Origin of the sequence: Arcicella lustrica (assembly GCF_034930985.1) — a bacterium.
Lineage (GTDB): Bacteria > Bacteroidota > Bacteroidia > Cytophagales > Spirosomataceae > Arcicella > Arcicella lustrica.
This window is the reverse complement of record NZ_JAYGIM010000001.1, coordinates 43911-69953: the sequence shown is the minus strand read 5'-3', so window position 1 is coordinate 69953 and position 26043 is coordinate 43911. Positions and strand designations below refer to the sequence as shown.

General features: G+C 33.6%; 26 protein-coding genes and 2 tRNA genes. 6 read left to right on the top strand and 22 right to left on the bottom strand.

The annotated features are described in order from the left end of the window. Positions 1 to 4 precede the first annotated feature (4 nt). From VB798_RS00345 to greA, 4 genes are all read right to left on the bottom strand, one after another. Entirely contained in the window at positions 5 to 1090 is a 1086-nt protein-coding gene (locus VB798_RS00345; RefSeq protein WP_323254770.1) for a hybrid sensor histidine kinase/response regulator, read from the bottom strand. Positions 1091 to 1479: 389 nt separating this feature from the next. Continuing rightward, positions 1480 to 1884, bottom strand: coding sequence for a response regulator (locus VB798_RS00340; protein WP_323254768.1), 405 nt, complete (start codon positions 1882 to 1884; stop codon positions 1480 to 1482). Between the two features lie 413 nt (positions 1885 to 2297). Continuing rightward, entirely contained in the window at positions 2298 to 4376 is a 2079-nt protein-coding gene (locus VB798_RS00335) for a vWA domain-containing protein (protein ID WP_323254766.1), read from the bottom strand. 173 nt (positions 4377 to 4549) lie between these two features. Further along, positions 4550 to 5023, bottom strand: coding sequence for a transcription elongation factor GreA (gene greA / locus VB798_RS00330; RefSeq protein ID WP_323254764.1), 474 nt, complete (start codon positions 5021 to 5023; stop codon positions 4550 to 4552). Between the two features lie 521 nt (positions 5024 to 5544). Between greA and fmt the strand changes: the two genes are divergently transcribed. Beyond that, on the top strand, positions 5545 to 6459 hold the full coding sequence (gene fmt / locus VB798_RS00325; protein WP_323254762.1) for a methionyl-tRNA formyltransferase: 915 nt from the start codon (positions 5545 to 5547) through the stop codon (positions 6457 to 6459). Positions 6460 to 6571: 112 nt separating this feature from the next. Here the strand turns inward: fmt and VB798_RS00320 are convergent, their stop codons facing one another. Beyond that, the gene (locus VB798_RS00320; RefSeq protein WP_323254760.1) at positions 6572 to 6997 is read right to left on the bottom strand and encodes a hypothetical protein; all 426 of its coding nucleotides are present in this window, start codon (positions 6995 to 6997) and stop codon (positions 6572 to 6574) included. A 12-nt stretch (positions 6998 to 7009) separates the two neighbouring features. Beyond that, complete coding sequence (locus VB798_RS00315) at positions 7010 to 8239, bottom strand: sulfite oxidase (protein ID WP_323254758.1); 1230 nt, start codon at positions 8237 to 8239, stop codon at positions 7010 to 7012. Between the two features lie 182 nt (positions 8240 to 8421). Here VB798_RS00315 and VB798_RS00310 point away from each other — a divergent pair, with 182 nt between their 5' ends. Continuing rightward, on the top strand, positions 8422 to 9255 hold the full coding sequence (locus tag VB798_RS00310; protein WP_323254756.1) for a fumarylacetoacetate hydrolase family protein: 834 nt from the start codon (positions 8422 to 8424) through the stop codon (positions 9253 to 9255). Positions 9256 to 9305: 50 nt separating this feature from the next. Here VB798_RS00310 and VB798_RS00305 read toward each other — a convergent pair whose 3' ends face one another. From VB798_RS00305 to VB798_RS00265, 9 genes are all read right to left on the bottom strand, one after another. After that, positions 9306 to 9842: a DNA polymerase III subunit psi gene (locus VB798_RS00305; protein ID WP_323254753.1), complete on the bottom strand. Its 537-nt coding sequence runs from the start codon at positions 9840 to 9842 to the stop codon at positions 9306 to 9308. A gap of 12 nt (positions 9843 to 9854) precedes the next feature. Continuing rightward, positions 9855 to 10577, bottom strand: coding sequence for an alpha/beta fold hydrolase (locus VB798_RS00300; RefSeq protein ID WP_323254751.1), 723 nt, complete (start codon positions 10575 to 10577; stop codon positions 9855 to 9857). Positions 10578 to 10623: 46 nt separating this feature from the next. Beyond that, complete coding sequence (eat, locus tag VB798_RS00295) at positions 10624 to 11967, bottom strand: ethanolamine permease (RefSeq protein WP_323254749.1); 1344 nt, start codon at positions 11965 to 11967, stop codon at positions 10624 to 10626. 278 nt (positions 11968 to 12245) lie between these two features. Then, positions 12246 to 13388 (bottom strand): cysteine desulfurase family protein, encoded by a 1143-nt coding sequence (locus VB798_RS00290; protein ID WP_323254747.1) that lies wholly within the window; start codon positions 13386 to 13388, stop codon positions 12246 to 12248. Positions 13389 to 13538: 150 nt separating this feature from the next. Further along, on the bottom strand, positions 13539 to 14930 hold the full coding sequence (gene glmM / locus VB798_RS00285) for a phosphoglucosamine mutase (protein ID WP_323254745.1): 1392 nt from the start codon (positions 14928 to 14930) through the stop codon (positions 13539 to 13541). 241 nt (positions 14931 to 15171) lie between these two features. Beyond that, positions 15172 to 15242: transfer RNA gene (locus VB798_RS00280), tRNA-Gln, on the bottom strand. 69 nt (positions 15243 to 15311) lie between these two features. Then, positions 15312 to 15382 (bottom strand) — tRNA-Gln (locus tag VB798_RS00275). Between the two features lie 160 nt (positions 15383 to 15542). Continuing rightward, entirely contained in the window at positions 15543 to 16424 is an 882-nt protein-coding gene (gene fabD / locus VB798_RS00270) for an ACP S-malonyltransferase (protein ID WP_323254743.1), read from the bottom strand. Positions 16425 to 16531: 107 nt separating this feature from the next. Beyond that, on the bottom strand, positions 16532 to 16951 hold the full coding sequence (locus VB798_RS00265) for a thiol-disulfide oxidoreductase DCC family protein (protein ID WP_323254740.1): 420 nt from the start codon (positions 16949 to 16951) through the stop codon (positions 16532 to 16534). Between the two features lie 76 nt (positions 16952 to 17027). Between VB798_RS00265 and VB798_RS00260 the strand changes: the two genes are divergently transcribed. From VB798_RS00260 to VB798_RS00250, 3 genes are all read left to right on the top strand, one after another. After that, positions 17028 to 18209: a cation:proton antiporter gene (locus tag VB798_RS00260; protein WP_323254738.1), complete on the top strand. Its 1182-nt coding sequence runs from the start codon at positions 17028 to 17030 to the stop codon at positions 18207 to 18209. 71 nt (positions 18210 to 18280) lie between these two features. After that, complete coding sequence (locus tag VB798_RS00255) at positions 18281 to 19366, top strand: MBL fold metallo-hydrolase (RefSeq protein ID WP_323254736.1); 1086 nt, start codon at positions 18281 to 18283, stop codon at positions 19364 to 19366. 104 nt (positions 19367 to 19470) lie between these two features. Further along, positions 19471 to 20400 (top strand): hydroxypyruvate isomerase family protein, encoded by a 930-nt coding sequence (locus VB798_RS00250; RefSeq protein ID WP_323254734.1) that lies wholly within the window; start codon positions 19471 to 19473, stop codon positions 20398 to 20400. Between the two features lie 81 nt (positions 20401 to 20481). Here VB798_RS00250 and VB798_RS00245 read toward each other — a convergent pair whose 3' ends face one another. From VB798_RS00245 to aroQ, 4 genes are read right to left on the bottom strand one after another with little or no spacing between them, the layout of a single operon-like run. Further along, positions 20482 to 21120, bottom strand: a complete 639-nt coding sequence (locus VB798_RS00245) for a ribonuclease H family protein (protein ID WP_323254732.1) — start codon at positions 21118 to 21120, stop codon at positions 20482 to 20484. 35 nt (positions 21121 to 21155) lie between these two features. Beyond that, complete coding sequence (locus VB798_RS00240) at positions 21156 to 21731, bottom strand: MarC family protein (protein WP_323254730.1); 576 nt, start codon at positions 21729 to 21731, stop codon at positions 21156 to 21158. A 2-nt stretch (positions 21732 to 21733) separates the two neighbouring features. Then, positions 21734 to 22828, bottom strand: coding sequence for an aminotransferase class V-fold PLP-dependent enzyme (locus tag VB798_RS00235; protein ID WP_323254728.1), 1095 nt, complete (start codon positions 22826 to 22828; stop codon positions 21734 to 21736). Between the two features lie 17 nt (positions 22829 to 22845). Then, complete coding sequence (aroQ, locus tag VB798_RS00230) at positions 22846 to 23271, bottom strand: type II 3-dehydroquinate dehydratase (protein ID WP_323254726.1); 426 nt, start codon at positions 23269 to 23271, stop codon at positions 22846 to 22848. 147 nt (positions 23272 to 23418) lie between these two features. On the opposite strand from aroQ, the gene xerD reads away from it, so the two are divergent. Next, positions 23419 to 24339 carry a site-specific tyrosine recombinase XerD gene (xerD, locus tag VB798_RS00225; protein WP_323254724.1) on the top strand — a complete coding sequence of 307 codons (921 nt, stop codon included), beginning with the start codon at positions 23419 to 23421 and terminating at the stop codon, positions 24337 to 24339. Here xerD and VB798_RS00220 read toward each other — a convergent pair. The 3 genes from VB798_RS00220 to VB798_RS00210 form a co-directional block, all read right to left on the bottom strand. Then, positions 24329 to 24925, bottom strand: coding sequence for a Crp/Fnr family transcriptional regulator (locus VB798_RS00220; protein ID WP_323254722.1), 597 nt, complete (start codon positions 24923 to 24925; stop codon positions 24329 to 24331). The genes xerD and VB798_RS00220 overlap by 11 nt on opposite strands. 103 nt (positions 24926 to 25028) lie before the next feature. Next, positions 25029 to 25232, bottom strand: a complete 204-nt coding sequence (locus VB798_RS00215) for a hypothetical protein (protein ID WP_184133650.1) — start codon at positions 25230 to 25232, stop codon at positions 25029 to 25031. A gap of 193 nt (positions 25233 to 25425) precedes the next feature. After that, positions 25426 to 25827: a hypothetical protein gene (locus VB798_RS00210; RefSeq protein WP_323254720.1), complete on the bottom strand. Its 402-nt coding sequence runs from the start codon at positions 25825 to 25827 to the stop codon at positions 25426 to 25428. Positions 25828 to 26043: the final 216 nt, after the last annotated feature.

Here is a 26043-nt window from a genome sequence, read left to right as displayed (position 1 = left end):
TATTTCAACTCAAAGATGCAGGGACTTTTAGAACTACTTCAAAAGTATTGTTATAAGTATTTACTTCTAAACTTCCTTTTTGTCTTTCAACCCACTCTTTTATAATATACAAACCCAAACCAGAACCATTCATATCTTTAGAATAATGCGCCTGATAAAATGGTTTTATCATACTGGTACTCATTGTATAAGTACCTTTATAATGATTTTTAATCGTCAGAACTACCATTTCATTTTCGAAGTAATTATCTGAAGTAATTTCAAATTTAGGATCTGAATATTGAATTACATTTTGTAACAATTCGGTAATCATTTGTTCAAGCGAATCACGATTGAAATCAAATAAGTAAAACGCATCACCTTGAATATTGAAATCAAATTGGCTGGTTGTACTGTTTTTCAAAAAACTAAAACTACTATTCTGTAGCTCAACAACATTTATTTTAGATTTACTCGTACTTCCCCAAGGATTTATCCCATTAACTAATTGATTGTGCCACAATAACTTACGAGTAACCCGTAGCATTCTTTGTCCAGAAATCTGAATTGCTTTTACGATACTACCAGCATCAGTCAAATCATTTTGACTAATCATTTCTTCGAGCAGCGTTCCGAAATTGATAATACCATTCAGAGGAGTGAGATATTCATGTGTAGAGATTTGATAAAAAACATCAATTGCATTTTTCCTAGTTTCAATTTCGGCATTTACTTTTTTAACAGAACTGATTTCTATTCTGGCTTGAATCGTTTCAATTAAATCTTTAGAACTATATGGTTTTGTTAAAAAATCGTCAGCACCTAAGTTCATACCTTTTCTCTTATCCGTCAAATCGGCTAAACCCGAAAGAAAAATAAAAGGTAGATTGATAAAACCTTTTTCCTGCCTGATAATCCTAAGTACATCAAAACCGTCCATAGAATCTAGCATTATATCACAAACAACTAAGTCTGGCTTAATTTCCTCTATCAATAAAATACCATCTTTAGTGCTATTTGCTACAAAACATTCATAGCCATTTAAAGTTAGTATTAAACTGGTATTTTCTGCAAGAAGTAAATCATCTTCAATGAGTACTATCCTAGACATATTTTTATATTGTTTTATCAGTAGATTATTTAATACTTTTCTTAACTCAGGCAAGGGTTTTACTTAATATAGGAAATATTAATTCTTATGGAAACGACAATTCAAATTTGCTTATTAAAAATAAGCAAATTATCTCCATTTATATCTTTTAATACTCCTTTTTTTAATAATTTATATTCAAACCAAAGATAGATAAGTATCATTCATTCAATACTTTACCTTTTATAAGATATTGAACGTGTTTGAAAAACACAATTTAATACAAAATAATGTTTTAAAAGTTAAATTTACATATTAATCTCTAAATAATCACTAGGGTTAAAAATGAAAAATCCCTTCCGCAATTGCTACGTGAAGGGATTTGTTTATTTTTTGGAAGATTTAGGGAATCAAACTACAGCTTTAAAATATTCATTTGCCTCTAAAATCGCCTCATGGAGTATTTCTTTTCCAACCGGTTTTGGAAGATATTTTAAAATCTCAGCATGTGGTGCGTTCTTTCTAAAAATGGTGTAATCAGACGCTGAAACCACGATTACTAATATTTTTTTATCTTTAAATTCTAAGTAATGATTAGCCAAATACTCTAAAAACTCATAGCCATCCATTACAGGCATATTCAAATCCAGCAAGACTACAATTTTATCATGAGTTGTTTCTTTAAGAAACTCAACAGCTTCTTGACCATCAGTAGCTTCAGCAAATGGAATTTCATAAGTCTGTAAGTACTTTCGCATCAGAAAACGATTGAGGTGCTCATCGTCAACAATTAAAGTTATGGCGTTGGTAAACATATTTTTTATGTGTTAGTTCGCTATCGAATCTTAGTTTTGATTAATGATATACTATAAAAACTTAATAAAATTTAGGCTGTTTTCTTAAAATACCTTCATGTTATAAAGTTAAGGACTTTTAGATAAACAGAATTAGGACTTTTGAAAGTAGGAAAACTAACAATAATCATGTTAATCTTTTTGTATTCTGAACGAATAACTTTTTTTTCATCGTTTTCAAAAATCATTTCCTACAAAACAATCCACAATCATCATTCCATTTTTTTAAAAATCAGAAAATTTGTTATATCTATCTAAAAATAAACCCATTTAAGCTGATTTTCAATAATTATTAAAAAAAATACCCATTTTATATAAAGCAAAAATAACATTTGTTAATTCAAAAGCTACACATCATTGATAATTCTTTCTGATTATTTCATCATTTTAATGATGAAAATTTCTAAAGCCAAGAAAAGTAAAGCCGCAATGATAAAATATTTCCAAAGTGCTACCCCAAAATTCTGTTCTTTAAAAGTACTTACAAAATCAGCATCATCTACTTTATCAAAAACTTGAATATTTTTCTTAGCTCCCAAAAGATTTTTCAATTCAGACACACTATAAAAATCCATCATAGATTCCTTATGGTCATGATTAAATGCCAATACTTTCTGTACTTTCCCATCTAAAATCAGTTCATAATATCCCGATTCCAACAATTGGTTTTCATTTAATTGATTCGCTTTGGGTAATTCAATCGTTAACAGATTTCCTACTAAATGCTGTACGGGAATAAATTCCATTTTGTTGCGTCTTAAAGTAAAAATTGGTTGGCGGGCATTCACTTCAGTTTTTACTTCATCCAAAACAACAGAAATTGTATTTGATTCAAAAGAAAAAGCTGTTTGCTCCTGCGCTACGCTTTGTGCCGCAATTTTATACATGATGGGTACAAACAGAGCATTTCTAGCAAATTCGCCAAATTGAACATCCAAAGGTGAGCCTAACAAATATACTCGTCCACCAGCCACTTCTGAAACTGTTAAAAAAGGTTGATTATTCCTGAAATTCAATAATTTTTCACCCACAGCTTGCCAAGTAATTAGGGCATTTTGATTGGGCATTTGTATCATTTCCTTTTGTGTAGAATTATCAAAAATATCTACAAAAAATGACGAAGATTTCACAGGTTCAGCCAGTGGCGTTACTTCAGAAGTAATTGATTTTTTTTCCTGAATATTTCTTATGTTAAATGCACTAAGGAAATCATTGTAGCTTTTTAAATCGGGCGATTGATTCGGAATGAGCATCAAACTTCCTCCAGATTTCACAAAATCATCTAAAGCCAATTTCATCGAACCTTCAATAATTGATAGTCCTTCTAAAATAATAAAATCTACTGTTTTAAAAAGTCCAACATCAACGTTTGAAGCCACATAATTCTTGTAAGTAAAAACACTATCGTTAGCAAAAACCGCAGGTAAATATTTTCCAGCAGCATTTTGTCCTGACAAATGCAACACTTTAATTTTCGGTGCTACATTCAACACAAAAAAATAATCGTTGTCAAAAGTAATGGGTGTATCATCAAACGAAATGTTTGCTTTTTTAAAGCCTTTTCCTTGAATATTAAAAGAGAAAATACCCACCGTTGAAGATTTAGCAGGAATAGTAGCAATCGTTGACGAAACCTGAACACCATCAATCAGCAATTTTACGGGCAAATTTTCAACTGCCGTTTCACCAGTGTTAAATAATTTTACAGACAATTGATTCACCTGCATTTCACGCACAAAAGGTGTATTCAACCAAACAGAATCTACAAAAATATTTTGAATCGCTTTCGATTGAACTGGCACTAGAAAAAGCCTATCAGTTGAATCTAAACTAAGTTTTGATAAATTCCCTACGGTAGATTTCTGAAAATCCGAAAACCATATATATTGGTTTCCACCTTGTGAATTATGTTTAGATGCTAGATTTTTCTGGCGATTCAATACTTGTTCTAAAGTACGTGGACTATGCGTAAACTTGATAGAAGTAGTGCGCTCTTTGATTTGCTGAGTATTCCCAACAGCATGTTCATCAGCTGAAAAATCATTGGTAATCAATTGTAATTGAGAACCTTGTGGGAAAGAAAGCAGGAGCTCTTCTACTTTGTTGATGGCTTTATCTAAATATGATTTTTTATCCAATTCGTTTTGCATCGATAATGAATTATCAATGTATAAACTACTTATTCCTCCTACTTTTATGCCTACTCCAGTTTTAGATGGGAAAAATGGCTGTGCAAAAGCAAGTACTAAAGCGATGATAAAAGCCATCCTTGCAGCCATAATCAATAAATGCTTTAGCCTACGAAATGAAGACGTTGTAGTATTAACAGCCCGCAGAAAAGCCACATTGGTAAAATATACTTTTTTGGTTCTTCTAAAATTAAAAAGGTGAATAATCAAGGGAATCGCAGCGGCTAAAAGTCCCCAAAGGAAAAATGGATATAGAAATTGCATGAAATATCTCTTCGTTTTTGTTCAAGTACAGTTAAAATCATCAATACTTGAAATTTCATTAATGTATAAAACTACAAAAAAAAGCCATCATTGATTAAATCAACGATGGCTAATTCAAGATTTGTATAATAATCTGCTTTTGAAAAATAGAAAATCAAAAGTTTGTTTAAATTCTAACGAGTAATTTCAAGAATTTCAAATTCTAATTTACCAGCAGGCGCTTGAATTTCAGCAATATCTCCAACTGATTTTCCAAATAATCCTTTTCCAAATGGCGATGAGTTAGAGATTTTACCAGCTTTCAAATCTGCTTCTTCTTCCGACACGATGGTATAAACAACTTCCATCCCATTTTTCTTATTTTTGATTTTTACTTTTGATAAAATCGAAACTTTAGACGTATCAATATTGATTTCGTTCAAAACACGAGCATTGGCAACGATTTCTTCCATTTTAGAAATCTTCAATTCCAATAAACCTTGTGCGTCTTTTGCGGCATCGTATTCAGCATTTTCACTTAAATCTCCTTTATCACGAGCCTCCGCAATTTGCTTTGCCATATCCGAACGTCCTTGCAATTTTAAATATTGCAATTCAGCTTTTAATTCCTCTAATTTCTCCGCAGTATAATACTGTACTTTTCCCATTGTCTTTATTTTTTACAAAAATGATGAAGCAAATTGTTTAAAATCATAGTCAAAACTACTATAAGATTATATTACCACAATTTACATTCAGCACTTCTTTGAGTTGATACAAAAAAAATTACTGACATCGCTGCCAGCAAGTGAAATTCCTATTCTAAAAATATTTACCCAAACTCTTTACAAACAAAAAGAACGGCTTTCGACCGTTCTACAAGATTTTTTATGACCTTTGCAGAAATTTCGAAGCTAATGAATGATGCTTGTTTGAGTCTTTCGTTGCATATTTTACTGAATTGAGTTAGCAAAGATAGTAAAACAGATTTCGAATTCAAAGAGAAATTTCAAATTGTGTTTTTTTTAGAAAATTTATATTGAATTCACGATACTGGCAGTTAGAAGATTTAACCAACAAGCACCAACAAATCTTAATTTATCCATTTTCTTTGTTGAGAAAAAATTAGAAAAACCAAAATCAGCCATCTCAATCTAGTGTTTACGCTGATAAAACAAATATTAATCTTATGAAAATAATCTTTATGGGTACTCCCGACTTTGCCGTTGAGAGTTTAAGAATTTTAGTAGAAAATAACTGTAATGTTGTAGCAGTAATTACTGCACCAGATAAACCGATTGGTCGTGGTTTAAAGATTGGAATGTCGGCAGTAAAAGAGTATGTTTTAGCCAATGCGCCTCAGGTTCCTATTTTACAGCCAGAAAAACTAAAGAATCCTGAATTCTTAGAAGAACTAAAAAGTTATGAAGCCGACCTACAAATTGTTGTTGCTTTCAGAATGCTTCCAGAAGCCGTTTGGACAATGCCAAGATTAGGTACTTTTAATCTACACGGTTCACTTTTGCCACAATACCGTGGTGCAGCTCCTATCAACTGGGCAATTATCAATGGCGAAAAAGAAACAGGTGTAACTACTTTTTTCTTAAAACATGAAATAGATACGGGCTCAATTATTTTTCAAGAACATGAGCCAATTTCAGAAACTGACAATGTGGGAGATGTGTATGTTCGTTTGATGCACATTGGTGCAAAATTGGTTTTAAAAACCGTGAGAGCAATCGAAGCTGGCGATTATCCGCAAGAGCCACAAGTAGAATCTGATGAGATAAAACACGCTCCGAAGATTTTCAAAGAAACTTGTGAAATTAATTGGACTAAATCTAACAAATTAGTTTACGATTTCATCCGTGGACTTTCTCCATATCCTGCCGCTTGGACTACTTTAAACGGAAAAGTTTGTAAAATCTATCGTACAGCTAAAATAACAGATGAAAACGTTCAATTTGAAGAAGCTTTTAAAAGTGATGGCAAAAAATACTTATACTTCAAATGTTCAGATGGCTATTTAGCCATTGAAGAATTACAATTAGAAGGCAAAAAGCGCATGGGAATTGAGGAGTTTTTGAGAGGGTATAGATTGTAGTTTTGGACTTTTAGGATAAAGACTTATAGATTTTGGTTCTCTATTATCACCTCCTAAATTTGACAAACAATTTACTTTTAATATTGTCAAATTTTAGGAGGTGAAATTTACATCAAGGATTCTCCAATTTATACCACTGTATAGTCTTCAATAATTCACGTCTGTTTAGAATTTTTTGAGAAGCCATTTTAGGTGAATAATACTTTTCTAAATAGTCTAATACTACTTTTTCAGATTGGCCTAAATCCCATAATTTATGGTTTTTCTGCATCCACCTGATTTTATCCTTCCAGCCTTCACGAGTAAAACGATGTTGCTGAATCAACTGTGTATTATGGCATGCTGTACATTGTGCCTTTATCATCATCAAATTGGTATCGTTGATTAATCCCGTTTCTGAATCAATCGTCAACGAATCAGATAGATATGAGTTTTGAGTTTTGAGTGCTGATTGCGGAGTTGAATACTTGGCTTGCTTGAAAGCAAAAAAAGTAATCAATATCGTTCCGACAAATAAATATATGTTGATAACTTTCATCTCATTGTTGGTTTATACGACTTTCACCGCAATTCTGTGACAAGCATTATTCAAATATCCGCCTGGATTCCACTGTGGGATAACCATTGGTTGCGTAATTCCTTTACTATCAGTTGCTCTTACCCATACTTCAAAATAGCCTTTTTGTGAAAAATCCAAGGCTAAAGACCAATGTTGCCAAGCCAAACGATTTTTTGGAGCTTCCAAATTACATTTCTTCCAAGTAACACCATAATCAATCGAAAGCGATACTTCATTGATTGTTAAATCGCCTGCCCAAGCGTGTCCACGCAATGTAAGCGTTTTTCCAGCATCAATTACTGCTCCCGTTTTAGGATAAGTAATCAAAGATTTCACTGGCATCGCTCCAATAATTTTGAAATTTTCGGGTGTTTCAGCTAATTTTTCTCCCGGTTCAATTGGATGAATCGGTACTCTATAACTATGTCCACTCATTTTTTCGCCATCATGCTCTTTGTTTCTGACTACAATTTTATCTAACCATTTTCCAGAAACAGATGCAGGCCAACCACCAATCACCAAACGAAGAGGAAAACCATGCTCCAAAGGAATATCTTTGCCATTCACAGCCCAAGCGATGAGCGTTTCGTCTTCCAAGGCTTTTTTAATAGGTACTCCTCTTGAAATTACCGACTTATTTGGTGTTCTACTCAAGTGAATATCTTGTCCGTAATAGCCAATATAAACGGCATCATCTTTCAAACCGACATCCGCCAAAATATCTTTGAGCCTAACGCCCGTCCACTCTGCACAACTTACTGCTCCTTGCTCCCATTGGTTTCCAGAAGTCTGTGGAAAATAACCCGAACGTCCATTTCCTCCACATTCTAAAGTAAGTTGATAAGTATAATGTTTGAATTTCTCCTTTAACTCTTTGAGTTTGTATGTCTTTGTCGTTTTAACAGATTCACCACCGATGGTTAAAGTCCAAGTATTAATATCGATATTGCCTTCTGGAATCAAGCCGTTATTACGAATAAACATTTTTTCCACAGGCGTTACTTTGTCGTCTAATAAATGTGGAGGTGTTTCTACGTTCCAAGGTTTATCAGAAAGAATGATTAATTCTTTGTTTTTCCAGTCGGGCAAAACACCTTCAGCTGGCGTTAAAATTTGAGGCGTTTTTTGGGCAAAAGGAACGTTGGGAATAATTAACCCCAACAAGGTAGAGTAAGTACTTTTCTTTAAAAAGTCTCGTCTGTCTTGAATCATTTTTTTCATTGTTAATTTGTCTTACAATAATGCACTAAAGTTTAAATCGACATTTTTAGCAAATCAGGTGGTTTGATTCTTCACTACAAAGTTGACTTATTTTAACATATTTAAAGCAATTTATTCAGTAAAAATAGTATTTCTATCCGCTTTTAGGATTTTATGCACTCAAAATAGAAACAACATTTAATATGAAAATATACAAAACTAAACAAGGAATTATCGTAGAATCGGCTGGTAAATTTTATTTATCTGCTGAAAGCAATTGGGATATTTATGTAAATCGTGATGATTTATATGAACAAGTAAGCAAGGAAATTGCGACACTAACAGCCATTGAATGGGCTGGAAATGACATTCTTGCGCCAATCAGTCAACAAGAAATTTGGGCATCTGGCGTAACTTATATGCGTAGCCGTGAAGCTAGAATTGAAGAATCTAAAGATGCTGGTGGTGGCGATTTTTATGCTCGTGTATATGATGCAGAACGCCCAGAGATTTTCTTTAAATCGTCCGCAAGTCGTTGTGTAGGAACAAACGATTTTGTCCGTATTCGTAAAGATTCAGCTTGGAATATTCCTGAACCAGAATTGACACTTTTTGCTACTTCAAGTGGAAAAATTGTAGGTTATACCGCAGGGAACGATATGAGTTCAAGAGACATTGAAGGCGAAAACCCTTTGTATTTACCTCAAGCAAAAAGTTATGACAAAGCTGCTGCGATTGGACCATGTTTGTATGTAACGGATGGAGAAATCAGTCCTGATACTTTAATTTCGCTAGAGATTTTAAGAGATAATGTTTCACAATTTCAGGGAAGTATTGCCATCAATCGCATGAAACGTAAGCATAATGAATTGATTTCATTCTTGTTCAGAGAGATGTCTTTCCCTCACGGAGCGTATTTAATGACAGGAACGGGCGTTGTACCCCCAAATGAGTTTACTTTAGCTGTCGGCGACGTCGTGAATATTTCTATTGAAGGAATTGGAACACTTACTAATACAGTAGAGCAAAAAGCATAAAATTTAATTTACTTGGTAGATTCTGACTGAATCTATCAAGTAAATTATTATTACAAAAACATTTCCTGCAAAGCCTTCCAAAGGGCTTTTTTCTTTTCTACATCATTTTGCAATTCACTCAAAGCATCTGAAAATAAAAAGCGAATGTTTTTTATTTCTTTAGTTTGATATGGATTGAGTGGAATTTCAAGCTTTATTTTCTGTAAAGCCACCCCAAAAGTGATAAAATGACTGATTAGATTCTGAGAAAAAGCCGTTCTAGCATTCATCTGGCTCAAATCAGCCAAGCGAGCTAAATCTACTTGATTAAGATTTAATTTCACGGCTGTGAGGATTTTCCCCAATAAAGCTTGGTCCGCATCGCTACAATCATCCACCAAAATAACCACTCTATGGTTTGGCACAAAATGTAAAGGCTCTTGTACTTTCTCAACCTTTATTGTTGCTACAACTTGTTCAGCAATCGGTGCTACAATCTGTTTTTTTTCAACGGATACTTCTTCATTTAGCACCTTTTTTTCAGGAATTACATACAACTGTTCTCCTGCAAAAAGTTGTTGAAAAAGTATGGTATTATTCTCAGGCATTATCTCCTACAATTAACATTTTAACAAAAACTTCCCTACAAATTTCAAGCAATCTTCTGGTTCTTCAACCATTCCCATGTGTCCTACTTCATCAAGAATTGAAGAAGAGAAAAACTTAGGAATCATAATTTGTGCTTTGGCATCTGCTGGATTTACACTTTTATCTTTTTCTCCGATAATAAACATTACTGGACAACGCAAAGATTTTAATACATGCTTACGGTCTGGACGGTCACGCATGGCTTCCATACCTGTAATCAATGCTTCGACAGGCAAAGTTGAAGAAGCTTCAATATGCTTTTGAATAATTTCAGGATACTTTTTAGCAAAAGCTTCCGCATATAAATTAGGCGTTGATACTTTGATAAAAGCTTCAGCTCCATGCGTTTTCAAAAACTCTACATTCTTATCTCTAGCGGCCTTTTTTTCATCCGAATCTGCAAAAGCAGTTGAATGAAAAAGTCCTAAGCCCAATACTTTCTCTGGATATTTTTCAGCAAAAGCTAAAGCGATATAACCACCCATCGAATGCCCAATGATAACACATTTTTCAAATCCTTTTGAAGTAACTTCTTTTTCAACAAAATCGGCATAATCTTCAATGGATTTCAAATTACTCAGTCGTGCATATTCTGGAACAATCATGTAAAAATCCTTCTGTAAAAAAGGTACATAACCACTCCAAATGGTAGCATCTTCACCAAAACCATGTAATAATACAACTGCTTTTTTCATAATATTCATTCACGAACGCTAACCAAAAGGTTTCATTCGTTTTATTTTAATGATTTTTCGGGATTTCTCTCCCTCTAAATTTTAGTAAGAATCCAAGTAAACACACTACCAAACTACCAAAAAACAATACACTTAACCACTGATTATAATACATAATGGCGAACATACATACGACAGACAACACAAGGGCAATCAAGGGAAAATATGGATAAAATGGTGCAATAAATGGGCGGTCGAGTGTTGGTTCTTTTTTACGTAAAGCCAATAAACTTAACATACTCATCGCATACATTACCACAGCCCCCAAACCCGACATGATGATAATTTTATCAGTTGTTCCCGTAAAAATAGCGATTGCTCCCACAAATCCTCCCGCAATCAAAGCCCAATGTGGCGTATGATATTTTCTGTTGACAATTGATAAAAATTTAGGCAAATAACTCGCACGGGCTAAAGCAAAGATTTGTCGAGAGTAACTAATGGTGTTACAATGAAACGAAGCAATCAAACCAAAGAGTCCTAAACTAGCAAATATTTTTGAAAGACTATTATTTTTCCCCAAAGCCATCGAAAGCGTTTCAGGCAAAGGATAGTCAATATTACTTAAAGTTCGCCAATCGCCAACACCTCCACTCAAAATCATTACACCCAAAGCCAAAATCACTAAAGTAATAATACTTGAAATATAAGCTTTTGGAATCGTCGTTCGTGGTTCTTTTACTTCTTCTGCTACCATTGCCACGCCTTCAATCGCAACAAAAAACCATATAGCAAAAGGTATTCCAGCAAAAACACTGTTAGCAGTAATCGTCGGAGGATTATGTGCCAGAAAATTTTCTGTTTTGTAAAAAGGAAAAATAACCGCAATAAAAATTATCAGTTCTACGACAGACAAAATCGTAACAAACAGTGAAAAACGGGCAGATTCTTTAATCCCAAAAAGATTAATCGTGATAAAAATCACATACATCCCGATAGCCGTTGGCACAACTGGAATAGCAGGATGTAAAAAATTCACATAGCTTCCCAAGGCATAAGCGATGGCTGGTGGTGCTAATAAAAAATCAACCAAAGTAGCAAAACCAGCTATGAAACCTCCTACTCTTCCAAAAGCACGATGAGCGTAATCAAAAGCACCACCCGCATGAGGAATAGAAGTAGTGAGTTCAGTATAAGAAAAAATAAAAGTAACGTACATCACCGTTACCAATAAAGTAGCGATTAAAAAACCAATTGTTCCAGATGAAGCCCATCCATAATTCCAGCCAAAATATTCACCCGAAATCACAAGTCCAACTGCAATTGCCCATAATTGAGTGGTGTTGATTACTTTTTTTAAGGTTGGTTGATACTTCTCAGTTATCGGCTGTCGGCCGTCGGTTGTTTGCATAAGTTTATAATATTAATAAGGATTAAAATATTGATGAATTGGTAATGCTATATATTATTAAACTAGATAAAATACACCCTTTAAATTAAGAAGGAAACCACTAAATATTCTTTAAAACCTATTTCTAAAAGTAAAACCTCAAAAACTATCGCTAAAAATTGAAGACCGAAAGCTGACGACTGAAAGCCATTTTACAATTGGCAATTAAACAAATATACAAAAGGCTCAGAGAATCTCTGAGCCTTTTGTATTAAATTCTAAATAGATAATGTTGCTTACTAAGCTGTTACTTTCAGAATACTTACCAGTTTGTCCACTACATAATCAATCTCTTCTACCGTATTATATTTCGAGAACGAAAATCTCACGGAAGGTCTTTCAGGTGAAACATTCAAGGCTGTTAACACATGTGAACCAATATCTGAACCACTTGTACAAGCACTTCCACCCGAAGCTGAAATTTTATTGATGTCTAAATTAAACAAAAACATATCTGCTTCTTCCGAAGGAGGAAAACTTACGTTTAGAACTGTATAAAGACTTCTTTCTAAATTAGCAGAATCTCCGTTGAATTCGATGCCATCTAATTCAGTACTTAGTCTATGAATCATTCTGGCTTTCAATGCTTCAACGTGTTTTCTATGCTCGTCCATTCCTGAATAGGCAATTTCTAATGCTTTAGCTAAACCTACGATTCCATACACATTTTCAGTACCGCCACGCATATTTCTTTCTTGTGAACCACCATGAATAAATGGCGTGATTTTACTTTTTGCATTGATATACAAAAAACCAATTCCTTTTGGTCCATGAAATTTATGTGCCGCACCTACTAAGAAATCAATTTTCAATTGTTGTAAATCATGACGATAATGTGCCATCGTTTGCACAGTATCCGAATGAAAAATTGCACCATAATCTTCACACAATTGTCCGACAACATTCAAATCTAATAAATTACCAATTTCGTTATTTCCGTGCATTAACGAAACCAATGTTTTTGGATTATCACGGAGTAATACTTCTAAATGTGTTAAATCAATGTGACCTTTATCGTCTAGTTCAACATAACTCAATTTGATTTTACCTTTTTTAGCCATGTATTCCAAAGTATGCAATACGGCATGGTGTTCTAAACGAGAAGTAATGGCATGAGTAATACCAAAGTCTTCTATAGAGCGAACGATGGCAGTATTATCAGCTTCTGTTCCACCAGAAGTAAAGAAAATTTCAGCGGGCGAAGTATTTAATAAGCCAGCGATTGATTTTCTAGCACGTTCAATCGTATTACGCACTTCACGACCATGAGTATGGATTGATGATGGATTTCCAAAACTGGATTCCATCATGGGTAACATTGCATCGATAACAGCTCTATCCATCGGAGTTGTTGCTGCATTATCTAAATAAATTCTATTCATTGAATTAACTTGGAGGTTAACGAAGTGTTTAAATGATAAACAGTAATTTAAAAGTCTATCACTTCTCTATAACAAATGGGTATTTTTAAAAACTAAAAATGTCAGACCGAAGCCTGACATTTTCAAAACATGGAATTATTCTTTTAAGTTTTATCTTGAAGCTACTACTTCTTTAATATCACTTATCAATTTCTTTGCTAAATTATCTGCCTTTGTAATAGAATCTGATTCTGAGTAAATTCTAATAATTGGCTCTGTATTTGATTTTCTGAGATGAACCCATTCTTTATCAAACTCTATTTTCACTCCATCAATATCGTTAATTGGATTCTTAGAATATTTCTTTTTAATCGCTTCTAATACTCCATCAACATCTATTTCGGGGGTCAATTCAATCTTATTTTTAGAAATATAATACTCTGGATAACCTTTTCTGAGTACAGAAATTCGTTTTCCTGCTTTTGCTAAATGTGTTAAAAACAAAGCTATTCCAACCAAAGCATCACGACCATAATGTAATTCTGGATAAATAATTCCTCCGTTTCCTTCGCCACCAATTACTGCTTTCGAAGATTTCATCAAAGTTACTACATTTACTTCACCTACTGCCGAAGCATAATATTTGCCTCCAGCTTTTTCAGTAACATCACGCAAAGCACGAGTTGAAGAAAGATTTGAAACAGAGTTCCCTTTTTTGTTTTGTAAAATATAATCGGCAACAGCCACTAAAGTATATTCTTCCCCAAATGGTGAACCATCTTCACACATGAAACAAAGTCTATCAACATCAGGATCTACAACGATTCCTAAGTCGAATTTACCTTTTTCCATTGCGTTGGTTATATCTGTTAAATTTTCAGGCAATGGCTCAGGATTATGAGCAAAATGTCCTGTTGGTTCGCAATGTAATTTTGTAATTTGTGTAACACCAAGAGCTTCTAATAACATCGGTACAGCTATTCCTCCAGAAGAGTTTACTGAATCAATGATTACTTTAAAATCTTTATTTTTAATCGCTTCAACATCAACCAATGGTAAAGCTAAAATCAAATCAATGTGCTTTTGAAGCCAAGTATTGTCTTGGGCATAAGTACCCAATTTCTTGACATCCACAAAATCAAAATCCTCATTTTCAGCAATTTGAAGCATTTCTTCTCCATCATTTCCTGAAATAAATTCGCCTGTAGCATTCAATAACTTCAATGCGTTCCACTGAATAGGATTATGACTTGCCGTTAAAATAATTCCACCTGCCGCTTTTTCAGCAGGTACAGCCATTTCAACGGTTGGTGTTGTAGAAAGTCCTAAATCAATTACACTTAAACCTAAACTTTGTAGCGTACCTGTTACTAACTTGGAAACCATGTCGCCTGAAAGACGAGCATCACGCCCCACTACAATTTTAAGTGTTTCGGGGTTTTTTCGCTTTAACCAAGTGCCAAAAGCAGCTGTAAATTTAACAACGTCTAAAGGTGTTAAGGCTTCTCCCGCTTTTCCACCTATAGTTCCTCTGATGCCCGATATTGATTTGATTAGTGTCAATTGCTTAATAAAATTTAAAGGAGATAGTTAAATTATCAAAAACTAAAGTTAATATAAAAATGCCTGTTTCTTAAAATAAACCCTAATTGTATCTATTTAATTGTACATAAATTTATCTAACGGTAATTTTTTATTTTTCTTAATGTTTTTTCTAACCCCAATATGCTCAAAAGCAAAATTCATTTTAGAAAAAACGATATTAACATAAAAGCCTTCAAACTGTAAAGTCTGAAGGCTTCTGTTAACCGACATGGATTCGAACCATGAATGACAGTACCAAAAACTGTAGTGTTACCATTACACCATCGGTCAATTTAATTCTTTTGTGTTTTGACTTGTTAATAAAAGATTTCTCGAAACATTGTTTCAAGAAATCTTTTGTTAACCGACATGGATTCGAACCATGAATGACAGTACCAAAAACTGTAGTGTTACCATTACACCATCGGTCAATCGCAATTGAATTGTGGTGCAAAATTAGTAGTATAATTTGGTTTTGTCAAGCTCTTTTTTCAAAAATTAATTATTTACATTCATTCAACTTCCTAAGTAATTGAATATTTGTTCATTAACATTTCAAAAAAAGGTTCAAATTTATCTGCAAATATTCTTTTATAATGAAACTCCGCTTGTTTCTACCGTTGGAGCAATCTTTTTTACCAAACCTTGTAATACTTTACCCGGACCACATTCTACAAAAACAGTTGCTCCGTCTTCAACCATATTTTTTACAGATTGCGTCCAACGAACAGCACCTGTCAATTGTGAAATAAGATTTGCTTTAATCGTTTCAACATCTGTTGAAGGCTGTGCATTTACATTTTGGTAAATCGGACAAGCTGGTTGTTCAAAATGAGTAGCTTCGATGGCTGCTGCTAATTCTTCACGAGCAGATTCCATCAATGGTGAGTGAAAAGCACCGCCAACTGGTAATAATAATACTCTCTTCGCTCCTGCTTCTTTCAATTTTTCGCCAGCTTTTGCCACGCCTTCGTTTGAACCTGAAATCACTACTTGACCCGGACAATTATAGTTCGCTGCTACAACTACTTCATCTGTAATAGAAGCGCAAATTTCTTCAATTACTTCATCTGACAGGTTTAAAACCGCTGCCATCGTAGAAGGATTGTTTTCACAAGCTTTTTGCATGGCTAAAGCACGTGCAGAAACTAATTTCAATCCATCTTCAAAACTCAAAGCACCAACAGAAACTAAAGCAGAGAATTCACCTAATGAATGTCCCGCAACCATTTCTGGTTTAAAATCAGCCGTTTCTTTCGCTAAAATAACAGAATGCAAGAAAATAGCTGGTTGAGTTACTTTAGTTTGTTTGAGTTCTTCATCTGTTCCTTCAAACATAATATCTGTGATACGAAAACCTAAAATTTCGTTTGCTTGCTCGAATAATGCCTTAGCTGATGCTGAATTATCATAAAGGTCTTTACCCATGCCCTTAAATTGAGAGCCTTGACCCGGGAAAACGTATGCTTTCATTTGAATAATTAAATGAATGTGAGTAAAATAAGTAAAAAGAGTATAGCGTTTCTATGACTCTAAAAGTCCGCAAAATTAACTATTCAAATCAACTATTTACTATTCGTTCATAGAAATCTTTCTTTTAAATCAGGACTTGGCATTCTACAAACCTCCGATTTTCCGAAGAGTTCATAACGATTTTTAGCAATCAAATCATAAAAAAAATCAAGGATAAAAGTAGGCAAAATACTGAATACCGATAAATACTTCAAAAAACCTGATAAATCTTTGGCAATTTCTAAAGCTGCTTCTGATTTAATGTATAAACGATTGTTTTTCAACAAAATAACCGAATCAAAATCTGAAGTATTTCTATCATACTTTTTCAGTACTTCATATCCAAAATCTGATTGCAAAGAGGCAAATTTAAAATACTTTTGAGGGTCATGGTCAATCACAAAATTGATGGAAGCATTACAAAAATTGCATACGCCATCAAATAGAATTACTTGTTGCCCTACTAAAGGCGTGTGTATATTTCCCATAAAATATTATCTTAGTAAAGCAAGTTTAATCGGAAGTCCAATAAATAACGCAAATTAAACTTTAATCATTCAGAATATGACTACAACCATCATTATTGCCATCTGTTCGCTATTATTAATTGCTTACGCATTTGACTTGACGTCTTCTCGAACAAAAATTCCTTCGGTAATATTATTACTTCTTTTAGGGTGGTTAGTAAAACAAGTTACTACTTTAGCACAAGTACAAGTGCCAAATCTTAGCCCAATCTTACCTGTTTTAGGCACTATTGGTTTAATATTAATTGTATTAGAAGGTGCTTTAGAATTAGAATTGGATAAATCAAAAATTCCAGTCATCAAAAAATCATTTATAGTAGGCTTTTTTCCAATATTAATTCTAGCATTTTTCTTAGCTGGGGTATTCCAATATTTTGGGAATACTACTTTTAAAAATAACCTCATAAATGTTATTCCACTTTGTGTTGTGAGTAGCGCAATTGCCATTCCAAGTGTGAAGAATTTGAAAGCACACGACAAAGAATTCATTATTTACGAAAGTAGTTTATCAGATATTATCGGAGTACTTTTTTTCAATTTTGTGGCTTTAAATGCTTCTATTAGCTTTAATTCTTTTATTGAATTTGGCTTAGAATTACTCGTTATTATTATCGTTTCATTTATTTCTACAGCTACTTTATCCTATTTACTGAGTAAAATAGACCATTCTATCAAATTTGGGCCTATTATTTTACTAGTAATATTGATTTACGCTATTGCAAAAGTGTTTCATTTACCAAGTTTAATTTTCATTTTACTTTTAGGACTTTTCTTGGGGAATCTCGACAAGCTCAAGCAATTCTCTTGGATTCAGCGATTAAAACCTGAACAACTAGAAACTGAAGTCAATAAATTTCATGAGTTAGTTGCTGAAGCTACTTTTTTAATTCGAGCCTTATTTTTTTTGTTATTTGGTTATTTGATTGAATCTCGTGAAATTTTAAATACAGATACTTTGAGTTGGGCTGTAGGCATTGTGTTAATGATTTATTTTATTCGAGCCATTCAATTGAAATTATCAAAACTTCAACTTAAACCTTTACTTTTTGTGGCTCCAAGAGGATTGATAACCATTTTACTTTTTTTAGCCATTGAACCTGAACAGCATATTCCACTCATGAATAAATCATTAATCATCCAAGTAATTGTATTAACAGCATTGGTCATGATGTTTGGACTGATGAATGTTAACCAAAATGAACAAAACCAACAAGAATAAATGTTAGCAGATTAATTGTTTAAATTAAGTTAATTCATAAGAAATTGAATATTAAATCCTTACGCAAAATTATGCTAACTGTTCTTATTTTTGTTGCCTTTATTGCTATTGGCATCTATATTTTTATGCAGCAAAATGTTTTTGGGAAAGATCCTTCTGGTAGTCGTTTAGAACGTATCGAAAAATCACCCAATTATAAAGACGGTTCTTTTCAAAACCTTTCTCTTACAGAAGTAATGCCCAAAGATGCGTCTTATTGGGGAATGTTTAAAGATTTTTTAAATAAACCTAAAACTGTAGAACCAGAACAAGCCATTCCTTCTATTAAAACAGATTTAAAAAATTTACAAGCTGAAAAACCAACAATTGTTTGGTTTGGACATTCTTCTTATTTGATTAAATCGAAAAACACAAGCATTTTGGTTGACCCCGTTTTTAGCGGTTCGGCTTCGCCTGTTTCATTTTTTGGAAAAGCATTCACAGGTGCTGATGCTTATGAAGTAGAAGATTTTCCGAATATCGATATGCTTGTACTTTCGCATGACCATTACGACCACCTTGATTACGTGACTATCAGTAAATTAATTCCAAAAGTAAAGAAATTCTATACAGCACTAGGCGTTGGCGCACATCTTGAACATTGGGGAGTAAAACCTGAAAATATTGTTGAATTTGATTGGTGGGAAAGTCAGAAAGTAGCCGATAATATCACAATTACTTCAACGCCAGCAAGGCATTTTTCAGGACGAGGTTTTACTCGTGGAAAAACACTTTGGTCTTCTTTTGTTTTAAATATTGATGGTTACAACATTTTTATCGGAGGAGATTCCGGTTATGATTATCATTTTAAAACCATTGGCGAAAAATTTGGACCATTTGATATTGCTTTATTAGAGAATGGACAATATGGAAAAGATTGGCCATTAATTCATACATCGCCGGAAGAAACCGCTAAAGTAGCCGAAGAACTAAAAACCAAAGTATTAATGCCTGTGCATTGGGCAAAATTTGCTTTAGGGTATCATGCTTGGAACGAACCAATCAATCGCTTAACAAAAAGTTTAGCACATTCAAACATCAAACTAACAACTCCAGTAATTGGTGAGCCAGTGGTTTTAGATAGTATTTATCCACAAAAAGTCTGGTGGAATTTTTAAAATTTTGATGTATTACAAAGCCACACATACTTTTCATTTGCTTCTTTTATATTTGTGAGTGGTCAAACGAAACGACCTTTAAAATCTAAATATTACTCAAAACTATGAAAAGAAGAGATTTCACTAAAAACATTATTGCTGGTACTGGTTTGGCAACTTTGCCTTCATTCGCAAAATCGTCAGATAAAGTAAACTTAGCAACTCCTCAACCTGTATTTAAATTAAAATATGCTCCACATTTTGGCATGTTCCAAAATTCTGCTGGAAAAGATGAAATCGACCAATTGAAGTTTATGCACGAAATGGGTTTTCGTGCTTTAGAAGATAATGGCATGATGGGCAGAAGCCCTGAATTACAAAAGAAAATAGGCGATACGATGGCTAAATTGGATATGTCTATGGGCGTTTTTGTAATTGATGGTGGAGATAACTGGAAAACTTCTTTGGCAACTGGCAAGCAAGAGTTCAAAGATGTTTTTGTGAATACTTGTAAAAAAGCGGTAGAAGTAGCCAAACGTTGTAATGCTAAATATATGACGATTGTACCCGGTTATTTCGAAAGAAACCTTCCGATTGGTGTACAAACTGCTAACGTGATTGATGCTTTTAGAAGAGGTGCTGAAATTTTTGAACCCCACGGCTTAGTGATGGTAATGGAACCGCTTTCGGATAATGCTGACTTGTTTTTACGCCATTCAGACCAATCTTATTTGATTTGTAAAGCAGTGAATAGCCCGTCATGTAAAATATTATTCGATATGTGGCACATGCAACGCAACGAAGGGCGTATGACGCAACACATGGATTGGGTTTGGGATGAAATTGCGTACTTTCAAATTGGCGATGAACCGGGTAGAAAAGAACCAACAACGGGGGAAGTAAATTATAAATTCTTATTCAAACACATTCACGAAAAAGCAAAAGCGACCAATAGAGGTGAATTTATTTTAGGAATGGAACATGGAAATTCTATCGGTGGTAAAGAAGGTGAGATGAAGTTAATTGAAGCTTATCGTGCATCTGATTTGGCTTAAATATGTCTCATTATTATTAGCGGGCGACTTAAGTCGCTCGCTAATAATAATGTTGAAGATTAAAACTTAGGATTAACAACCCTACTTTCTACCATAATCAGCAGGGTTTTCGCCCCAAAATTCAGTTTCCCATTTCAGGATTTTATTACTATATTTATTATTCTGCAACCAAAGAATTCCTCTATCTACTAACTGAAAAAGTTCTTCATTTTTAGTATTTCGTTCAAGCTTCGTTTTAACAGCTTTATTTTTCACCCAGCTAATTGCCGTTTTTGAATCTGAATAAATTGGCAAGGTAGAATTATGCTTCTGCAAAAAAGCTAAACCGTGCACTATCGCCAAAAACTCACCAATATTCACCGTTCCTTCAGGAAATGGTCCCATCGCAAAAAGTACTCTTTTAGTACTTGTTTCAACACCTTGATATTCTAATTTCCCCGGATTTCCAGCGCAAGCCGCATCTACAGAAATACTTTCTTGTAAAGGTTTTCCAACTAAAGCCGCAGATTTACTTGATTTACCAGTAGCACCGTTTTGTGTTTTCTGAACCGACTGCCAATAGTTGCCTTTGAAAGCATCGTCAGCTTCTTTTCTGCTTTCAAAAGATTTATATTGAGCTGTTTCAAAACCTTTTACTTGTTCCTCAGCTTCTGCCCAAGTTTCAAAAACGCCTGTTTTTCGTCCTTTCCAGACTACATAAAATTTTGGTTTCTTTGCCAATGTCAATAAATTCTTTAAATTCTTGCTAAAAACAATTATCCAATTCTTGATTTAATAATTTTAATAGAAATCGCTAATAAAATTACTCCAAAAACTTTTCTTAAAACATTTGCTCCTACTTGCCCCAAACGGTTTTCTATCCATTGCGAAGCTCTCAAAACAGTGTAGATAAATACTAAATTCAATAAAATTCCAACCAGAATATTGATTTCATCAAACTGAGATTTCAAGGAAAGAATCGTAGTCATCGTTCCTGCACCAGCAATTACTGGAAAAGCCAATGGTACGATAGAAGCCGCTTTTGCTCCGCCTGTTGATTCTTCTGATTTAAAAATACTTCTGCCAAGTGTCATTTCTAGCCCAATCAAGAAGATGATTAAAGCCCCAGCAATGGCAAAAGAATTAATATCAACCCCAAAAAGATTTAAAATTGATTTTCCGACATATAAAAAACCAATCATGATTCCACCTGAAACTAGCGTTGCTTGTTCAGCGTGAATATCTCCTGTTTTTCTTCGAATATCAATAATGACAGGAATTGAGCCTAAAATATCAATGACTGAAAAAAGAATGAGTGAAACCGAAATGATTTCTTTAAAATTTAATTCCATTGCTATGATTGTAAAATTTCTTTGAGTTTACTTATTTCGAACGGTTCAATGGCTGGAAAATTAGCAATCCTAAAAGTTGTATTTTTCCAAGTACCGTAGCCATTTCCCAACGTAATGCCTGCTATTTTAGTTCGCTCTTTTATAGCTTTAACTTGTAGTTCACTACCTTGTACAGCAATTACAGTATCTGACTGTATTTCAATATTTTGCACTAAACAATTTAAGCCAAACTTATCAGAACTATTAAAGAAATCATACCAATCTTTCGCTTGTCTTTTAATTTTTTCTGAAATCACAGAAATATTAGAAATATCACTTAAAACTTTTTGTAACAAGTAGATACTTAATACATTTGGGGTATAGTGTGTTTGAAATTTGGCAAAATTTTCTTGCATGAACAAAAGGCTATTATAGTATTTTCTATCATTAATTTGTTCGGCTTTTGCCAAAGCTTTTGGCGAACAAATCATGATGCCCATACCTGCAGGCAAGCCCAAACACTTCTGAACAGAAGCAAACCAAACATCTCCATTTTCCCAATCTAATTCAATTCCACCCAAAGATGAAGTAACATCAATAGCAATAATACTTTCTGAAAAAGTTTTTCTGAACGGACTAAAATCTTTGATTTGCGTACCGTTAGAAGTTTCATTTTGTGTAAGGCAAAGTACTTCTACTTCGGCGTTCAAGGCTAAATTTACGGATGGGTTTTCTGTTAATGAAAATGGAATTCTATCCGTCTGCTTTACAATTTTACTACTATAATCTGCCCATTTTTCACCAAAAGCTCCATTATAAAAATGTGTTGTTTTTTGAGAAGTAAGCGACTGAGCAATAATTTCCCAAGCCTCTGTTGCCGAAGAAACAAAGTAAATAGAATAGTCTTTGGGGATATTCAGTTTTTCATGCAAAAGTTGAATCGCACTTTTCGTGATTTCCATACATTCTGCACTCCGATGATTGATACTCAAAATGCCTTCTTCAAAAGCATTTTGCATGTATTTTGCAACCTGCGGATATACTTTTGAAGGGCCAGGATAAAAGGTTATCATTAGTTGGTATTTTTCGATGAACGAAACTTCTATTATTTCACTCATTTCTTAAAGCTAAAAGACTATAAATACGTCTGAATCGCAAAATCGTAGCCTCGCAAGCCAAATCCAATAATAATTCCGATAGAATTTTTACTGATATAACTATGATGACGGAATTCTTCACGCTTATGAACATTTGAAATATGTACTTCAACAACAGGTGTTTTCACGCCAGCAATGGCATCAGCCAATGCAATTGAAGTATGGGTAAAAGCACCAGCATTTAATACAATACCGTCGTAAGAAAAACCAATTTCATGAATTTTATCAATCAAAAAGCCTTCATGATTCGACTGAAAATATACTAAATCTACTTTATCAGAATACTTATCTTTTAATACTTCAAAATATTGCTCGAAAGTTTGGTGACCATAAATTTCTGGTTCACGTTTGCCCAATAAATTCAAATTTGGACCATTGATGATGATGATTTTTTTCTTTGACATTGTTTTTCTAAATGAAAGGTTATTCCAAATCTGTAAAGCAATGCTTCACAAATGGTTTTTGACTATCTTTGAATTAATTCTGCGAAATTAAAATCATTGTTTCCTGTTTTAATTCAAATTTTCAATAAATCCCCAGCAATAATATCTATGCTATGGCAAAGCTATCTAAAAAATTTCAAAAGCTATCTTACTTTAGAACGTTCTCTTTCTGAAAATTCGATAGAAGCTTACCTTCGTGATGTTCATAAATTATGGCAATACCTCGAAATTGCTGGCGAAAACGACATCAATCCTGAAACCATCAACGATAAGCATATTTTTAATTTCTTTACTTACATGGGCGAATTGGGCTTGGAAACTACTTCACAGGCTCGTATTTTATCAGGTTTAAAAGCTTTTTTTAAATATCTTTTATTGGAAGATGTCATCAAAACAGACCCAATGGATTTGATGGCTTCCCCAAAAATTGGCAGAAAATTACCTCCTACTCTTTCTTTTCCTGAAATAGAAAAAATATTATCTGTCATTGACCTTTCTACGCCCGAAGGAGCAAGAAATCGTGCTATTTTAGAAGTACTTTACAGTTCTGGTTTACGAGTTTCTGAATTGGTTGAGATGCAGTTAACCGAATGTTTTTTAGACATCGGTTTTATCAGAATTATCGGAAAAGGAAATAAAGTAAGGCTTGTGCCAATTGGTAGAGATGCCATTCATTATCTTGAAATTTACTTAGAAAATATTCGAAAATATCAGGTAATAAAAGAGGAAGCAGGTAATTATGTTTTTTTAAACAGAAGAGGAAACAAACTTACCAGAGTAATGATTTTCCTGATTATCAAAGACTTAGTAGCACAAGCTGGCATTCATAAAAATGTGAGCCCGCATACTTTTAGACATTCATTTGCCACACATTTAATAGAAGGCGGAGCAGATTTGCGTGCCGTTCAGGAAATGTTGGGACATGAATCAATTACAACTACCGAAATTTATACTCATTTAGACCGAGAGTATTTACAACAAACAATTGTAGATTTTCATCCAAGAAGTAAAAAACATCTTAAAGTTTGATATGATTTCGAATACGACTCAAACTATCAGGATGAATGCCTAAATAAGAAGCCAAATCTTTGATGGGGATTAATCTCAAGGCATCTGGCTGGTTTTCTAGTAAATATAAATATCGTTGTTCTGCATTTTTGGAAATCAACGAATAAGTACGTTTGCTTTCACGAACGTACAATTGTTCAGCAATCAATCGATGAAAACGTTCGGCATTTTTAGATTTTTCCATCAATTCCAACACTTTCGGGTAATATAACCGAAAAGCATTCACCGCTGTTACTGCCTGAATTGAAATATGAGAAACTTGTTGAGATAAACAAGACGCAAAAGAGCTAACAAAATTACCTTTAAAGCCCAAATCAACACAAATCCCCTTACCATCTTGCGTAAATGCTTCGTATTTAACAGCACCTTCAATGATGAAATAAGCATATTTTTCTACCTCACCACGAACGGTCAAAAATGCTTTTTTAGGAAACGAAACTTCTTCAAGCAATTGTTTATAAAATTCCCATTCTTCCGTAGAGAAATTCGCAAGCTTAAAAATCGATTCTTTGACAAGATTCGTTTTATCGAAAGGGAAATAAACCATATTCTGATTGTCTTAATTCAATATCAAAAAAAATGCTGAGTTTAGTTTAAAACTACACTCAGCATTCAACAAAGTTAAAATATTTCTGGTTTCAATTGAATTTTTAATTCCACATTAGATAAGTAACTAAGTCGTTATCTCTTTCTACTTCTTCAATGATTTCTAGTGGATAATCAAATTTAATTTCTTTTGAATCCGTTTGAGTAAAAGTAATTACGTAGCCGTTCGATTTTACATTAACAACTACACCGTCTCCATAATCCGTATGACGAATACGTGAGCCTATGCCTAAGATTGGGTTTAACATGATAATTATATTTTTATGATTAAACTTGCTTATTTCTCTATACAAACTAAACCAGCCGACTTCAGAAATAAGCTTAGTGGTTGAGCTTGTAAAGTTAATAAACGTAATTTAATATTCACATAATATACATATAATTATTTTTTTTATAAATATTCTTATATTTCATGTTTACGTCAATCAGTTTTTTTCATCGTCAATCCTCAGGAAATGGAATGTAGATGAAACTTGCAAAATCTCTATCTAGTACAAAAAGACAGCAGTATTCGTCTGCGTCTTTGTAACTTGACTGAAAAACCTCTAAATTTTCTTCTGCAATAATTTCTCTTTGAACAAATTCTTCAGCAAATGAGGCGTGATAATTCCAAGTATTTCCACTCATTTCATGAATACCAATTAGCTTCTGTCCGATTTGAACTGGATTTTGTGAAACCGCAAAAATTGGAAATTTAGAGAATCCTCTCGTTCTAATCTGGTATGATGCTTCTTTCAAAAATTCTGCGACTAATGCAAAATCCGCTGAAATAACTCCCAAGTATTTTCCATTCAAATCTGGAGAATTGGGTGCATTGGATATGGCTGTGTAATCTTCAATCATTGTTTTTTTATTTAGATAAAAGTAGCAAGAGACAAGACAAAAGAAACAAGATAAAAAGGCAAGACAAAAATAAGATAAAAAGAGTAATACAAGAGTAGGAATAAGATTTATGTGTAAGTACAAACCTCAAGCAAAACTTGTTTTATTACTCTACCTACTCATACAGTCATGTGCCTCACTTCTTGAATTTTTCATCTTGATTCTAAAATCTTGTGT